Origin of the sequence: Mesorhizobium sp. CU3 (assembly GCF_006442965.1) — a bacterium.
Classification (GTDB): Bacteria; Pseudomonadota; Alphaproteobacteria; order Rhizobiales; family Rhizobiaceae; genus Mesorhizobium.
Map to the genome: position 1 here is coordinate 107,081 of NZ_VFWX01000017.1, position 14,341 is coordinate 121,421.

Annotated in this window: 14 protein-coding genes; 6 read left to right on the forward strand and 8 right to left on the reverse strand. The window is 64.6% G+C overall.

Annotated elements, in window-relative coordinates; all coding sequences use genetic code 11:
* Nucleotides 1-99 precede the first annotated feature (99 nt).
* From FJ988_RS23875 to FJ988_RS23890, 4 genes are read left to right on the forward strand one after another with little or no spacing between them, the layout of a single operon-like run.
* Entirely contained in the window at nucleotides 100-987 is an 888-nt protein-coding gene (locus FJ988_RS23875; RefSeq protein ID WP_140820805.1) for a sugar phosphate isomerase/epimerase, read from the forward strand.
* Between the two features lie 56 nt (nucleotides 988-1,043).
* Entirely contained in the window at nucleotides 1,044-2,213 is a 1,170-nt protein-coding gene (locus tag FJ988_RS23880) for a mandelate racemase/muconate lactonizing enzyme family protein (RefSeq protein WP_140820806.1), read from the forward strand.
* 2 nt (nucleotides 2,214-2,215) lie between these two features.
* The gene (locus FJ988_RS23885) at nucleotides 2,216-2,932 is read left to right on the forward strand and encodes a FadR/GntR family transcriptional regulator (RefSeq protein ID WP_140820807.1); all 717 of its coding nucleotides are present in this window, start codon (nucleotides 2,216-2,218) and stop codon (nucleotides 2,930-2,932) included.
* Between the two features lie 4 nt (nucleotides 2,933-2,936).
* Nucleotides 2,937-3,917, forward strand: coding sequence for a hydroxyacid dehydrogenase (locus FJ988_RS23890; RefSeq protein WP_140820808.1), 981 nt, complete (start codon nucleotides 2,937-2,939; stop codon nucleotides 3,915-3,917).
* Nucleotides 3,918-3,964: 47 nt separating this feature from the next.
* Here FJ988_RS23890 and FJ988_RS23895 read toward each other — a convergent pair whose 3' ends face one another.
* Nucleotides 3,965-5,260 (reverse strand): amidase, encoded by a 1,296-nt coding sequence (locus FJ988_RS23895; RefSeq protein WP_140820809.1) that lies wholly within the window; start codon nucleotides 5,258-5,260, stop codon nucleotides 3,965-3,967.
* A 218-nt stretch (nucleotides 5,261-5,478) separates the two neighbouring features.
* Between FJ988_RS23895 and FJ988_RS23900 the strand changes: the two genes are divergently transcribed.
* On the forward strand, nucleotides 5,479-5,826 hold the full coding sequence (locus FJ988_RS23900) for a GFA family protein (RefSeq protein WP_140820810.1): 348 nt from the start codon (nucleotides 5,479-5,481) through the stop codon (nucleotides 5,824-5,826).
* A 64-nt stretch (nucleotides 5,827-5,890) separates the two neighbouring features.
* Here FJ988_RS23900 and FJ988_RS23905 read toward each other — a convergent pair whose 3' ends face one another.
* Nucleotides 5,891-7,105, reverse strand: coding sequence for an MFS transporter (locus FJ988_RS23905; RefSeq protein WP_140820811.1), 1,215 nt, complete (start codon nucleotides 7,103-7,105; stop codon nucleotides 5,891-5,893).
* A gap of 169 nt (nucleotides 7,106-7,274) precedes the next feature.
* On the opposite strand from FJ988_RS23905, the gene FJ988_RS23910 reads away from it, so the two are divergent.
* Nucleotides 7,275-8,255: an AraC family transcriptional regulator gene (locus tag FJ988_RS23910; RefSeq protein WP_140820812.1), complete on the forward strand. Its 981-nt coding sequence runs from the start codon at nucleotides 7,275-7,277 to the stop codon at nucleotides 8,253-8,255.
* A gap of 94 nt (nucleotides 8,256-8,349) precedes the next feature.
* Here the strand turns inward: FJ988_RS23910 and FJ988_RS23915 are convergent, their stop codons facing one another.
* The 6 genes from FJ988_RS23915 to FJ988_RS23940 form a co-directional block, all read right to left on the reverse strand.
* Nucleotides 8,350-9,435, reverse strand: a complete 1,086-nt coding sequence (locus FJ988_RS23915) for an ABC transporter ATP-binding protein (protein ID WP_140820813.1) — start codon at nucleotides 9,433-9,435, stop codon at nucleotides 8,350-8,352.
* A complete protein-coding gene (locus FJ988_RS23920; protein ID WP_140820814.1) occupies nucleotides 9,435-10,538 on the reverse strand; it encodes an ABC transporter ATP-binding protein in 1,104 nt (367 codons plus the stop codon). The genes FJ988_RS23915 and FJ988_RS23920 overlap by 1 nt, the downstream gene beginning before the upstream one ends.
* Nucleotides 10,535-10,756: a hypothetical protein gene (locus FJ988_RS23925; RefSeq protein WP_140820815.1), complete on the reverse strand. Its 222-nt coding sequence runs from the start codon at nucleotides 10,754-10,756 to the stop codon at nucleotides 10,535-10,537. Before FJ988_RS23925 ends, FJ988_RS23920 begins: the two co-directional genes overlap by 4 nt.
* Nucleotides 10,753-11,709, reverse strand: coding sequence for a carbohydrate ABC transporter permease (locus tag FJ988_RS23930; RefSeq protein WP_140820816.1), 957 nt, complete (start codon nucleotides 11,707-11,709; stop codon nucleotides 10,753-10,755). The genes FJ988_RS23925 and FJ988_RS23930 overlap by 4 nt, the downstream gene beginning before the upstream one ends.
* A 1-nt stretch (nucleotide 11,710) precedes the next feature.
* Nucleotides 11,711-12,616, reverse strand: coding sequence for a carbohydrate ABC transporter permease (locus FJ988_RS23935; RefSeq protein ID WP_140820817.1), 906 nt, complete (start codon nucleotides 12,614-12,616; stop codon nucleotides 11,711-11,713).
* A 66-nt stretch (nucleotides 12,617-12,682) separates the two neighbouring features.
* Nucleotides 12,683-13,999: an ABC transporter substrate-binding protein gene (locus FJ988_RS23940; protein WP_140820818.1), complete on the reverse strand. Its 1,317-nt coding sequence runs from the start codon at nucleotides 13,997-13,999 to the stop codon at nucleotides 12,683-12,685.
* Between the last annotated feature and the right edge of the window lie 342 nt (nucleotides 14,000-14,341).

Here is a 14,341-nt window from a genome sequence, read left to right on the forward strand (position 1 = left end):
AGAAAATCGCTGGAACGCCGTGGGGCGGAGATTACGCGACGGGTTCGCAGGAGAACGTCGCGAGTAAACATGACAGGCGAATTCTGGGGAGGATAGACCATGCATCTTTCGACGCACAACTGGATGCGCGCGGAGCCGTTGGAGGTGACGCTGAAGCGCATCAAGAAATTCGGCTATGAATCGATCGAGATTTCCGGCGAACCCGAGCAGTACAAGACCAAGGAGACGCGCGCCCTGTTGAAGGAGCACGGCATCCGCTGCTGGGGTTCGGTGACGCTGATGCTGGGCGAACGCAACCTCGCCGCCAAGAACCAGGGCCAGCGCGAAAGGTCGGTCCAATACGTCAAGGACGTGCTGACCATGGTGAGCGAGCTCGAGGGCGAGATCATCACCCTGGTGCCCGCGACCGTCGGCAAGGTGGTGCCGGACGGCACCGAGGCGGAGGAATGGGGCTGGGTGGTCGACGCCACGCGCGAATGCTTCGCCCATGCCAAGAAGGTCGGCGTCAAGATCGCCGTCGAGCCGCTCAACCGCTTCGAGACCTATCTCTTCAACCGCGGCGCCCAGGCGCTGGCGCTCGCCGATGCGGTGAGCCCGGAATGCGGCGTCTGCCTCGACGCCTACCACATCCACATGGAGGAATTTAACGTCTATGACGCCATCCGCCAGGTGGGAAAGCGCCTCTACGACTTCCACGTCGCCGACAACAACCGCTTCGCCGCGGGCCTCGGCCAGATCGACTGGCCGAAGATCGTGCGCACGCTGAAGGAAGTCGGCTATGACGGCGCGTTGACCAACGAGTTCGTCGCGCCGGTAGACCGCACGCCGGCCGCGCCTTATCCGGAAATGGTCGAGCGCAATCCGGTCGACATCTCGCCCGAGCAGCTCAAATTCATCCAGGACCATGGCTCCAGCGTGCTGACGGAAAAATTCTACACCGATCAGATGCGCATCACCGCCGAAACGCTGCTGCCGCTGATCAAGTAGACGATCCGAAGCTCCGCCCTTCCGCCTCGACCGGCGGCAGGGCCCCGGGGAAGACCATGCGCATCAAAAGCGTCCAGGCCTGGTGGGTCCGCATCCCGATCGAAGTCGCGAAGCAGCATCGCAGCGACTTCGGTCAGGTGACGACGTTCGACGCCGCCATTTTGCGCATCGAGACCGATGATGGCCTGGTCGGCTGGGGCGAAGGCAAGAACGCCGCCGGCAGCGCCGGCAGCTACGGCGCGCTCGTCCATATGCTGAACCACGAGATCGGCCCGCAGCTCATCGGCCGCGACCCCGGCGATATCTCCGTCATCTGGGAAATGCTCTACAACGGCGTGCGCCATGAGACGGCGGCGCATAGCGGCCATGCCATGCCGCAGCTGGCACGGCGCGGCGTCAGCGTGGCGGCGATCAGCGCCGTCGACATCGCGCTCTGGGACATTCTCGGCAAGTCGCTCGGCCAACCTGTCTGGCGGCTCATCGGCGGCCGCAAGGTGGAGCGCATGCAGGCCTATGCTTCCGGCGGCTGGGCGCCCGCCGAGGCCATTGGCGAGCAACTGAAATCCTACATCGCCAAGGGCGGCTTCAAGGCGCTGAAGATGCGCGTCGGCTCGATGGACGGCGCACCGCATGTTTCGGCCGCGCGCGTGCGCGCCGCGAGGGCCGCGATCGGACCGGATGTCGACCTCATGGTCGACGCGCACGGCACCTACACCGTCGCCGAGGCCAAGCGCTTCATCAGCCTCACCGCCGACCTAGACCTTGCCTGGTTCGAGGAGCCGGTGATCGCCGACGACAAGCCCGGCATGGCCGAGCTGCGCGCCTCCGGCGCGACCCCGATCGCCACCGGCGAAAGCGAGGCGACGCGCTACGCCTTCCGCGATCTCGCCGTGCTGAAATCGGCCGACATATTCCAGCCGGATCCGGCCTTCTGCGGCGGCATCAGCGAGGCGATGAAGATCGGCACCATAGCCAGCGCCTTCAACCTGCGGCTGGCGCCGCATCTGTGGGCCGGCGCGCCCTGCTTCTTCGCCGGCCTGCATGTCTGCGCCGCCTCGCCGGCCAGCTTCATCATCGAATTTTCGCTCGGCGCCAATCCGATGATACACGATCTCGTTCACGAGACTGTCGAAACAAAGGACGGTATGATAGCGATCCCTGAAAAGCCCGGGCTGGGATTCACCATCTCCGAGCGGTTCCTGGAGGCGCACGCGCAACGCATTTGACGATGAAAGAAAAGAACCTCCTCGCGGAACTCGCCGCCTATCTGTTCTCCAACTCGGACAAGGAGTCGGGCCGCACCCCGTCGGAGCGCGAACTGGCCGAACATTTCGGCGTCAGCCGCGGCCAGATCCGCGAGGCGCTGGCCATCCTCGAAGCGATGCGCATCGTCGAGCGCCGCGCCAAGTCCGGCATCTATGTCGACACCAAGCAGGCAAGCGTCGAGGCGCTGGCGCTTTTCGCCCGCGCCGGCCTGCCGCTCGACCCGGTGCAGATTTACGAGACCGTCGAACTGCGCAAGATCCACGAGATCAAGGCGGCCGAACTTGCCTGCTCGCGGGCCACGGAGGAGAATTTCGAGCGGCTGCGCGAAATCCTGAAGGCTTCGGAAGAGCGCATCGCCGCCGGCGAAGGCCTCGCCAAGGAGGACCGCGAGTTCCACCTCGAGATCGTGCGAGCCACCAAGAACGGTGTCTTCCACAACATCTGCAGCGTCTATTACCTGATGGGCGAGCAGCGCCTGCCGATCTATTTCAACGATCTCGAACGCAGCAAGCGCTCGCATGCCGAGCACATCCAGATCTACGAGGCGCTGCTGCGCCGCGACGGCAACCTCGCCCAGGCCTTGATGAGCGCGCATCTGCAAGGCGCCGAAAGCTATTGGAAAGGGATCATCGAAGGCCGCGGCACGGAGCCGAAGAACGCGGCGCTCGAAAAGGCCTGAGGCAGTGCACAAGATCCTCTCGACGCATCCGCTGCACCCGCGCGCCACGGCGATGCTGGCCGGCGCCGGCCGGCTGGCTGTCGCCTCGGCACTCGACGCCAAGACGCTGACCGCCGAAGCGCGCGATGCCGACATCGTCATCGTGCGCGCGCCGCTGCCGCCGGAACTGTTCCAGGGCGCGGCCAACCTCCGCGCCGCGATCCGCCATGGCGCCGGGCTGGACATGATCCCGGTCGAGGCGGCAACCGAAGCCGGTGTGCTGGTGGCGAACGTGCCCGCGGTCAATGCCCGCTCGGTCGCCGAGCATGTGATGTTCGCGGCCCTTGCGCTCTCGCGGCGCTTCCGGGTGATGGACCGCGACCTGCGCGCCAAGGGCTGGCTCGCCGGGCGCGAACACGCCAATTCGACCAACGAGCTTGCCGGCAAGACCATCGGCATCGTCGGCCTCGGCGCCGTCGGCCAGGCGGTCGGCCACATCGCCGCGCACGGCTTCGACCTCAATGTCGTGGCCGCCACGCGCAGCCTGCGCCCGGCGCCCGAGCGCGTCGGCTTCCTGTCGATCGACGCGCTGGTCGAACAGAGCGACATCATCGTGCTCTGCTGCCCGCTGACCGAGGAAACGCGCGGCCTGATCAGCCGCGAGCGCATCGCCCGCATGAAACCCAATGCGCTGTTGATCAACGTCTCGCGCGGGCCGGTGGTCGACGACGAAGCGCTGATCGAGGCCTTGCGCCATGGCCGCATTGGCGGCGCGGCATTGGATGTCTTCGCGACGCAACCACTGCCGCCGAACCACCCATATTTCGGTTTCGACAATGTCATCGTCACCCCGCATATGGCCGGCATCACCGAAGAGTCGATGATGCGCATGGGTACCGGCGCGGCGGGCGAGGCGCTGCTTGTGCTCGCCGGCAAGCTACCGGTCAATCTGCGCAACCCGGAAGTGGTCGGGCACTACCGGCGGCGCTTCCCGGACGGCGGTTAGTTACCGGCGGCCATCGCGAGGGTGCAGCGGGCCGGCGCGGCGCCCTATCAACGACCGAGCAACACCTCCACAGCCGCAGCAACGCCGAGAAGGCGCCGATCCTGCCCGTGCCTGCCCACCAGCATCAAACCAGCCGGCAGTGCCATACCCGGCATTGGCAATGAGATCGCGCAAAGGTCGAACTGGTTGGCGACCTGCGTGTTGCGCAAGAGCAGCCCTTCCGTTCTGTCGCGCAGCGCTTCGTCGCCGGCCATGGCGGCAATCGTCGGCGCGACCATCGGCACGGTCGGCAAGGCCAATACGTCGACGGAAGCCAGCCTTTGCTCCATGGCTGCTACAAGCTCCCCTCGCCGACGGATCGTATGGATATAGACCGAAGCGGGCACCGCCAGCGCGCGCGACAACGGCCCGGTGACATGCGGATCGACCGGCACGGAGGCGCCCGCCGTCAGCCAGTCGGCATGGACTTCCGCGCCCTCCATCGAGGCGATCGTGCCGCGCCTGGTGGCGGCGCGCATCTCGGCGACGAGATCGTCGATCGACAAATCGACGACGCGCGCGCCGGCCTGTCCGATCCTGCCGATGCAGTCCTCGAAGGCCGCGGCGACCTCCGCTTGCGTCTCGCTGAACAGCACGCCGCGCGCAATACCGACACGCAGGCCGGCAAGCGGAACCGGCTCAAGCGCAGCCGGCTCCTCGCCGGCCATGACCGCATCCGTGGCGGCGCAATCGGCGACGCTGCGCGCCAGCGGCCCGATCGAATCCAGCGTCATCGACAGCGGGAAGGCGCCGTTTAGCGGCACGCGCCGTGCCGTCGGCTTGAAGCCGACGACACCGTTGAGGGCAGCCGGAATGCGCACCGAGCCGCCGGTATCGGAGCCTATCGAGATTTCGCTGGTGCCCTCGCCGACCGCGACGCCGGCTCCGGATGAAGACCCGCCGGGAATCAGGCTGGCGTCGACAGCATTGCCCGGCGTGCCGAAATGCGGGTTGTCGCCGATCGCGGTGAAGGCGAACTCGGTCATGTTGGTCTTGCTGATGACCACGGCGCCCGCCTGCCGGAGCCCTTGCACGATCGCCGCATCCCGCGTCGCCGGGGCGGCGTTGGCCAGCATCAACGAGCCGGCGGTCGTCGGCTCGCCGGCAACGTCGAATAGGTCCTTGATCGAGACGATGCGCCCGTCGAGCGGCCCGAGGCTGACGCCGGCCTTGCGGCGGGCGTCTGAAGCATCGGCGGCCGCGCGCGCGGCCTCGGCATAGAGCTTCGTATAAACCTTCTCGTCGGCTGCCCGATTGGCAAGACGTGACAGGATGATTTCAAGACGGTCGCGAATAGATTGCATTTTCGATGTCGGACCCCGCAAGCTTGCAACGTCTTCTAGAGCATGATCCCGAAAAGTGGGAACCGGTTTTCGGAGAAAGATCATGCTTCAACAAGAGTTAGATCAGGACGACGATTCAACGAAACGTCATCCTGATCTAGGCAGGTCTGTTTCAGGCCGGCGGAAGGGATAACCCGGCAAGCGTGCCTTTGCACCCTGCCAGCGATAGGAAGATGCTGATGCTGTACAAAGGCAGCTGCCACTGCGGCAAGGTGGCCTTCGAGGTCGAGGGCGAGCTCGGCATGGGCTTGCGCTGCAACTGTTCGATCTGCCGGCGCAAGGGCGCGCTGCTGTGGGCGGTGCCGCATGAAAAGCTCAACCTTGTCGCTTGGGGCGACGACCTTGGCCGCTACACTTTCGGCAAGGCTCGGATCGCGCATCGCTTCTGCCGCACCTGCGGCATTCATCCTTTCGCCGAAGATGTCAGCAAGGGCGGCGAACGCTCCGCCTATATCAACATCAACTGCCTCGACGAGGTCGACCTTGCGGCGATCGAAGTCTTCGAGTTCGACGGCCGCTCGGCCTGATGTTCACGACGACGTCGGCCCGAGACCCTGCGGGACCACGGGCCGACGCAAACGAACAGCCGGGCTATTCGGCTCGCTTCGGGCCGATCGAGAAGGTCACCAGGGCCGCGAGCAGCGTGGCGACCGCGCTATAGGCGAAGGCGCTGGCGACGCCGGCATGGTCGACCAGCAGGCCGCCGACGATCGCGCCGAGCGCAATCGCCACCTGGAAGGTCGCGACCATCAGCCCGCCGGCGCTCTCGGCCTGGTCGGGTGCTGCGCGCACCAGCCAGGTCTGCAGCCCGACCGGCACCGCGCCGAAGGCGAAGCCCCAGGCGGTAACGGCAATCGCTGCGGTGATCGGCGAAGCGCCGAGCGCAAGCAATGCCAGCGCCGACAAGGCGATCAGCAGCGGCGCTAGGCCGACGGCCATCTTGAGATTGCGCTCGGCCAGGAAGGCGCCGGCGAAATTGCCGAAGAAGCCGCCGACGCCATAGGCGAGCAGCACCAGCGAGATCGTCTCGATCCGCATCACCGGCACGGTCTCCAGGAAAGGCCGCACATAGGTGAAGCCGGCAAACTGCCCCGAGGCGACCAGCAGCACGACCAGCAGCGCGATGCGGATCATCGGCCGCTTCAGCACCTCGACCAGTGTGCGGAAGCTCGCCACCGCCGTCGGCGGCAGGCTGGGCAGCGTGGCCAGCTGCGCTACGAGCGCCAGCGCGCCGACGACGGACGCGATCATGAAGGCGGTGCGCCAGCCCCAGATGTCGCCGACATAGGCGCCGACCGGCGCCGCCGTCACGGTAGCGACCGAAACGCCGGTCAAGATGATCGACATGGCGCGCGGCACCAGCCGCATCGGCACCAGACGGATCGCCATCGCCGCCGACATCGACCAAAAGCCGCCGAGCGCGATGCCCAGCACGACGCGGGCGAGAAGCAGCATGGTGAGCGATGAGGCGAAGGCGGCGAGCAGGTTAGAGACGATCAGCAGGACGGACAGGATCCACATCACCAGCCGGCGGTCGAGCCGCTTGGTGACGATGGCCATGGTGGGCGCCGCGATGGCGCCGACCACCGCCGTCGCGGTCACCGCCTGGCCGGCGGCGCCTTCGCTGACGCCGAGGTCTTGCGCCAGCCGCGTCAGCAGGCTGGCGGGCAGGAATTCGGCCGTCACCAGGCCGAAAACGCCGAGCGCCATCGAGATCACCGCACCCCAGGCAGGCTCGGTTCGCTCCTCGGATTCGGGTCGGTCGAGAACAGCGGCGTCGATGGCGCCTGTGGCGGGTTCGGTCATGGCAAGTCTCCGATCTGATTGCGGCGCCAGCTAGGGGATCACCGGCTCAAGGCTCCACCCGTTACATGCTTCGGGTGCCGTTTCGGTGCGGCTTGGTTGCGGCGCAGCATTTGACTGCAAAGCAACATAGGGAGTGACTGGTTGGAGTTTCCATGCTAGAAACGCCAAAATGAATTACAATTCGTCCAAATCGACTTTGGTCACGTCCGGTGATCCGCTGACCGACATGCTGCGCGGCCTGCGTTTGGACGGTGTCGATTACGGCCGCTGTGTGCTCGGCGAGCCCTGGGCGGTCTCCTTCCCGGCACAGAAGGCCGCACGCTTCCATTTCATCGGACAACAGGGCTGCTGGCTGCTCACGCCGGCGAAGGAATGGACCCAGTTGTCGGTCGGCGATGCGCTACTGATCCCGCGCGGCGACGAACATATTCTGGCCAGCGCGCCCGGCGTGCCGCCGGTGCCCATCGGCCGTTACACGATCGAGCCGATCTGCGAGAACGTCTACGACGTCTCCAACGGCTGCGACGGCTGCAAGACCCTTTTGTTTTGCGGCAGCATGCATTTCAATCTCGACGGCTCGCATCCGCTGCTGGAGATGATGCCCGCTTTGATGCAGGCGCATAAATTGATGGCCAATGCGCCGGGCATCCAGCATCTGCTCGATGCGATGGCCGGCGAAGTGACGATGGACAGGGTCGGCTCGGGCGGGATCCTCGCCCGCCTTGCCGACGTGCTTGCCGCCACCATCATCCGCTCCTGGGTCGAGAATGGCTGCGGCGACGCCACCGGCTGGATCGCCGCCGTGCGCAATCCCGATGTCGGCAAGGTGCTCGCCGCCATCCATTTGCAGCCGGAGCGCGACTGGACGGTCGAAGCGCTGGCCGACGAGATGGGCGCCTCGCGCTCGGCCTTCGCACAGCGCTTCGCCACCGTCGTCGGCGAAACGCCGGCTAAATATGTCCTGCGCGTGCGCATGCATCAGGCCAGGCAATGGCTGACACGCGACGGCATGCGGGTCTCGGTAGCTGCCGCAAGGCTGGGCTACGATTCGGAAGCCTCCTTCAGCCGCGCCTTCAAGCGCGTGATGGGCGAAGCCCCAAGCCACTTCCGCGCCACGGCCGGCGGCGACGAGCGGACTTCAGGCGTGTAACTGGAGCAAATTCCAGGAACCACGGTTTGGCCTAGAATTTCGCAAAAACGGGAGATTGCGTTATGGCCCTGCGGCCGGCAACAGGGCCGGACTACTATCCTGCGTGGCGCAGGCTGACGCCGCTGCCCTTGTCGAACAGCACCACCTTCTCCGGATTCCAGGCGAAGCGAACCGGCTGCTCGATCGCGACGGCGGTCCTCGCGGGCACAGTCGCGCGCAGCATCGTATCGCCGACCCTCAGCGTGACGATCTTCTCGACGCCGTGGTTCTCGACATCGTGGACCTGCGCCTCCACCGGCGCGCCGCTCTCCAGATAGACATCCTCGGGGCGGATGCCGAAGACGAGCGGGCGACCCTCCGCCCCGCCACTCGTCCTGGTTCCCCCGGAAAGCGGCAGTTCGAAATTCATCGGCGCCATCACCGCTCGGTTGTCGACCAGCCTGCCGTCGATCAGGTTCATCGGCGGCGAACCTACGAAACTCGCGACATAGGTGTCGCGGGGATTGTTGTAGATCTCCTGCGGCGTGCCGGTCTGGATGATGCGGCCATGGTTGAGCACGCCGACTTTGTCGCCCATCGACATCGCCTCGATCTGGTCGTGGGTGACGAACAGGAAGGTGGCGCCGAGCTGCATCTGCAGGTTCTTCAATTCCGTGCGCAGCGCTTCGCGCAATTTGGCGTCGAGCGCCGACAGCGGCTCATCCATCAGGAACACGCGCGGCTTGCGCACGATGGCGCGGCCGATCGAGACGCGCTGCATCTCGCCGCCCGACAGCCGGTCGGTCTTGCGGTCGAGCAGGTGCTCGATTCTCAGCGTACGCGCCGCGCGCGCGACGCGGTCCTTGATCTCGGCATCGGGCAGCCGACGGATCTTCGGCTTCAGCGGGAATTCGAGGTTCTCGCGCACCGTGTAGCGCGGATAGAGCGAGTATTGCTGCAGCACCAGCGCCACGTCGCGCTCGGCCGCCCCCCATCCGGCGACGTCGACGCCGTCGATCAGGACCTGGCCCTCGGTCGGCTTCTCCAGCCCGGCGATCAGCCGCAAGGTCGTCGTCTTGCCGGCGCCGGTTTCGCCGAGCAGCACGAAGAACTCGCCGTCGGCGATGTCGAGGTTCAAGCCGGTCAGCGCGGTATGGCCACCGAACTTCTTGGTGATGTTCCTGAGCTCGATATGGGCCATTACAGCCTCACCCCCAATGACTTGCCGCTTGCCGTGTCGAAGAAATGCGCCTGCTCCGGATCGATGCGGGCATGGACCTTCTCGCCCGGCCCCGAAACGTAACCGGCCTTGGTCCGGGCGCGCAGCATCTTGGAGCCGACCTTGAGATCGACGATGTCGAAGGAGCCGAGCGGCTCGATGATCTGCGCCTCGACCGGCATGTAGCCCGGCGCGGCTTCGCGCCGGACGAGCACTCCCTCGGGACGGATGCCGAGCGTCAGGCCGCCACTGGAGTGCCCGTTGAGCTTGGACAAAAGCTCACGCGGAAATTCGAAACCGCCCGGCGCCTCGCCGATCGACACGCGCGCCGCATTGGCCTCCCCGGCGACGCCGGCCTCGACGATGTTCATCACCGGGCTGCCGACGAATTGCGCCACGAACAAATTGGCCGGGCGCGAATAGACGTCGTCCGGCGTGCCGACCTGCTGGATGAAGCCCTCATGCATGATGACGATGCGGTCGGCCAGGCTCATCGCCTCGATCTGGTCGTGGGTGACGTAGATCGTCGTCGAGCCCTGCTTGACGTGCAGGCGCTTGATCTCGGCCCGCATCTCCTCGCGCAGCTTGGCGTCGAGCGCCCCGATCGGCTCGTCCATCAGCATCGCCTTGGGGCGCCGCACCAGCGCGCGCCCGATCGCCACGCGCTGCATGTCGCCGCCGGAGAGCGCCGACGGCTTCTTCTCGAGCAGGTCGCTGATACGCAGGACGCGGGCGACCTCGCGCACCGCCTTGTCGACCTCGCCGCTGCCCATGCGGGTGGCGCGCAGCGGAAAGGCGATATTCTCGAAAACGTTCATGTGCGGGTAGAGCGAGAAAGACTGGAACACCATGGCGATGTCGCGGTCGGCGGCCTTGAGATGCTGCACCGCCTTGCCGTCGATCAGGATGTCGCCCTTGTCGATCGTCTCCAGCCCGGCGATGGCGCGCAGCGTCGTCGTCTTGCCACAGCCCGACTGCCCGAGCAGCACGATGAACTCGTTGTCTGCGATGGCTAGGTTGAGGTTGTGGATGACCTGGACGGCGCCGAAGAATTTCTCGATGCCGCGAAGTTCTATCTGCGTCACTGCCGGGCCCCCTCATGCGCCGCGGCGCCGGTTTCTTCTGCGCGCTCCGGCGCGATCTTGGACGTGATGTTGAAGCCGATCAGCCCGGCCAGGATGATCGTCACGCCATAGGAATGCAGGCCAAGGCTCCATGGCTGGCAAAGCGCGACGATGCCCAGCACCATCAGGATCTGCGAGGCCGGCAGAAGATACTTCTGGTTGACGGCGCGAAAGCTCATTTGCGGATCGCTCCGAAGGTCACACCCCGCAGCAGGTGGTTGCGCAGCAGGAAGGTGAAGATCGCGACCGGAAGCAGGAACAGGAAGGTGCCTGCCGCGATCGTCGTCCAGTCCGGCAGGCCGGAGCCGATCTGCGATGGGATGAAGGGCGGCGCCGTCTGCGCGCGTCGGTTGGTCATGATCAGCGCGAAGGCGTATTCGTTCCAGGCGGTGATGAAGCAGAACACGGCGGTGGCGGCGATGCCGGTCGCAGCTTCCGGCAGCACGATCTTGAAGAAGGCCTGCATGCGCGTGTAGCCGTCGACGAGCGCTGCTTCCTCATATTCCTTCGGGATCTCGTCCATGAAGCCCTTCATCAGCCAGACCGAGAAGGACAGGTTGAAGGCGACGTAGAGGATGATCAGGCCGATATGCGAATCGTTGAGGCCGACCATCCGGTACATCAGGAACATCGGTATTGCGACCACGACCGGCGGCAGCATGCGCGTCGACAGGATGAAGAACAGAAGGTCCGCTTCGCCCGCGATCTTGAAGCGCGAGAAGCCGTAGGCGGTGAAAGTTCCCATGCCGACGGCGAGCACCGTGCTGATCACCGCCACGATAAGGCTGTTCATGAAGCGGTTGGGATATTGCGAAAGCTGCACGTCCTTGCCGACCTTCAGCACCCGCTCGCCGCCGTCATAGATGCGCTTTTCCCACCAGGGCGCCGCCTCGTAGACCTGCGGCTCGACGGGCTTCTGCATCTGCACGCGCTTGGTGAACAGACGGATGAAGGGCGTGACTTCCGGCTGGAAGAGGACGGTCGGCGGCACGCTGACGGCGAGTTCCTTCGGCTTGAACGCGGTGGAGGCGATCCAGTAGATCGGCGCAAGGAAAATCAGCGTCGCGACCAGCACCGCGACGATTGCCGCGCGGTTGAGGGCAACCTCGGAAGAAGTGCGGACGGCGGCCATGTCAGCGCTCCTTCACCTTGTTGAGGTACTTCACGTAGAGGTTGGTGATGGCCAGCACCATGATCAGCACGATGTAGGCCAGCGCACAGGACTTGCCGGTATCCCACTGCTGGAAGGCCTGCTTGTAGAGCCGGATCGCGATCAGTTCGGCGGTCGGCTGGGTGGTCATCGTGTAGGCGATGTCGAAGGTCTTGAAGGCCTCCATGGTGCGGAAGATCAGCGCGATAAGCAGGATCGGCGAGACCAGCGGCAAGGTGATGCGGGTGAAGGTGTACCACCAGCCGGCGCGGTCGATCGCCGCCGCTTCGTAGAGATGCTGCGGCACGGCCGACAAGCCGGCGAGCGAGAGCAGCATGACGAAGGGCGACCACATCCAGATGTCGGTGATCGCGACCGCATAGAGCGCGCTGTCGGGATTGGACAGCCAGGCAAAGTCGCCCAGGCCGAAGACGTAGTTGATCGGTCCCCAGGACGGGCTGTAGAGCAGCTGCCAGAACAGGCCGACCACCGCCGCCGACATCATCATCGGCAACAAAAGCAGCGTGGTGATCAGACCCTTCATCGGGAAGCTGCGGTTGAGCAGCAGCGCCAGACCGAAGCCGACGATCATCTGCCCGGCGACGGATACGATGACGTATTTCGCGGTGATGACGAAGTTCGACCAGATGTGGTCGTCGCTCAGCAGTTCGCGATAGTTCTGCAGGCCGACGAACTGCCAGGGCTCTGTGCGGTTGGCGGCGAAATTGGTGAAGGAATAGCCCAGCGAATAGATCAGCGGGAAGATGTTGAAGACGATCAGGAAAACCAGCGTCGGGATGATGAACAGGTTGCGGATGGTCAGATCCGACCAGCCGCGCGCGGCGGCCCTGGAGGCCGGATCGAGATGGGTGAGGGCTACCGAAGCCAACGAATGTCTCCCTGAAAACAGGAATGCCGGAGGGGAAACCCTCCTCCGGCATTCTGCCTGCGATGCTTACTTGTAGCGATTGTACTTGGTGAAGGTCGCCTTCCAGTCGGCGGCGGTCTTGTCGAGCGCCTCCTGGGCGGTGCCTTTGCCGCCGACCACGAACGGATAGATGTTCTGGTTCAGCTGATCGAGCACTTCGGCGTATTCGGGCGTTGCCCAGAAATCCTTGACCATGAACATCGTGTCGTAGAACGCCTTGTTGTAGGGCGTGGCGTTCTGGAAGGATTCGGACTTCAGCACGGCCTGGCTGCAGGTGTAGCCGCCGAGCTCGGCCCATTTCTTCTGCGTCTCGTCCTTGATGAACCATTCAAGGAACTTCATCGACTCGTCCTTGTTCTTCGAATACGAGACGACCGAGATGCCCTGGCCGCCGAGAGCGGCGAAGCGCTTGCCGTCCGGACCGGCAGGGTTGGCGAAGAAGCCGGTGACGTCGGCATAGGGGTTGGTGGCCTTGTTCACCAGCGGCGGGAAGAAGGCGAAGAAGTTCATGCTCATCGCCGCGAGACCGCCGGTGATCGCCTGGTTGTCCTCCACGAAGAAGGTCTTGCCCCAGCCGGGAGGCGTGAACTTGTAGAGCTCCTTGTACATTTCGAGGCCGGCGACAGCCTCCTTCGAGTTGATGATGCCGTCGACCTTGTAGGTGGCGTAGTCGCCGAGATCGCCGCCATGGCTGAAGATGGAGCTCTCGACGCCCATCGCCATCGCGTCATAGGAATTGTCGGTGTAGATGGCGATGCCGTAGCGCTTCTGATCAGGACGATGGAAGAACTCCGCGATGTCGCGCAGCTGCGCGTAGGTTGTCGGCACGGCGAGGTCGTAGCCATACTTGGCCTTGAAGGCTTCCTTCTCCTTCGGGTCCTCGAACCAGTCCTTGCGGTAGGACCAGCCGATCGCGTCGCCTTCCAGCGGGATCGCCCAGTATTTGCCGGAACCGCCGGGATATTCGGCGTAGTATTTGATGGTCGCGGGGGCCATCACGTCGCCCAGCTTATGCTGGTTGAAGAAGTCGGTCAGGTCGACATAGTGGCCCTGCGTCGAACCGGCGCCCAGCCATTGCGAGTCGCCGACCACCATGTCGTAGGCATCGCCATGCGCGTTGAACTCGGTGAAGGCCTTGGTCTGGAAATCCGGCCACGGCGTCGTCTGCACCGTAACCTTCACGCCTGTCTCGGCCGTATAGTCGTTGACGAGTTCCTGCAGATAGTTCGCCGGATCCCATTCCGCCCAGAAGATGGTGAGTTCCTTGTCTTGCGCGCGGACCGATGTTCCGCAGGCAAGCGCCAGCCCGATACCAGCGATTACGCTGGTCACTATCTTGCGCATAGTTTTCCTCCCTTGTGCGCATTCTACCTTGTCATGCGAGCCGGCAGCGTGGTCGGCCCTGGTAGTTCCTCCCGTGATGGCGCTTTTCCGGTTTCGGGCCTCCTCGCCCGGTCGGAAATGGATCGCAGCCTTCACTTTCGATCCGCATTATTTGTACTGATCTGGTATTACCAATTCAAGACGGTCGTCAAGCGCTTTCTTGGGTGGCCGGAAGCGGTCCGGCAAGCCAATCGCGACAGTATCTGTCTGTTTTCCCTTGTTTTTCCTACTCCTTGATAGGTGAGGCCCTTGCTTTCAGCCTCTTGTCATCACCAATATCAACAGCGGGCTCCGCAATCTGGT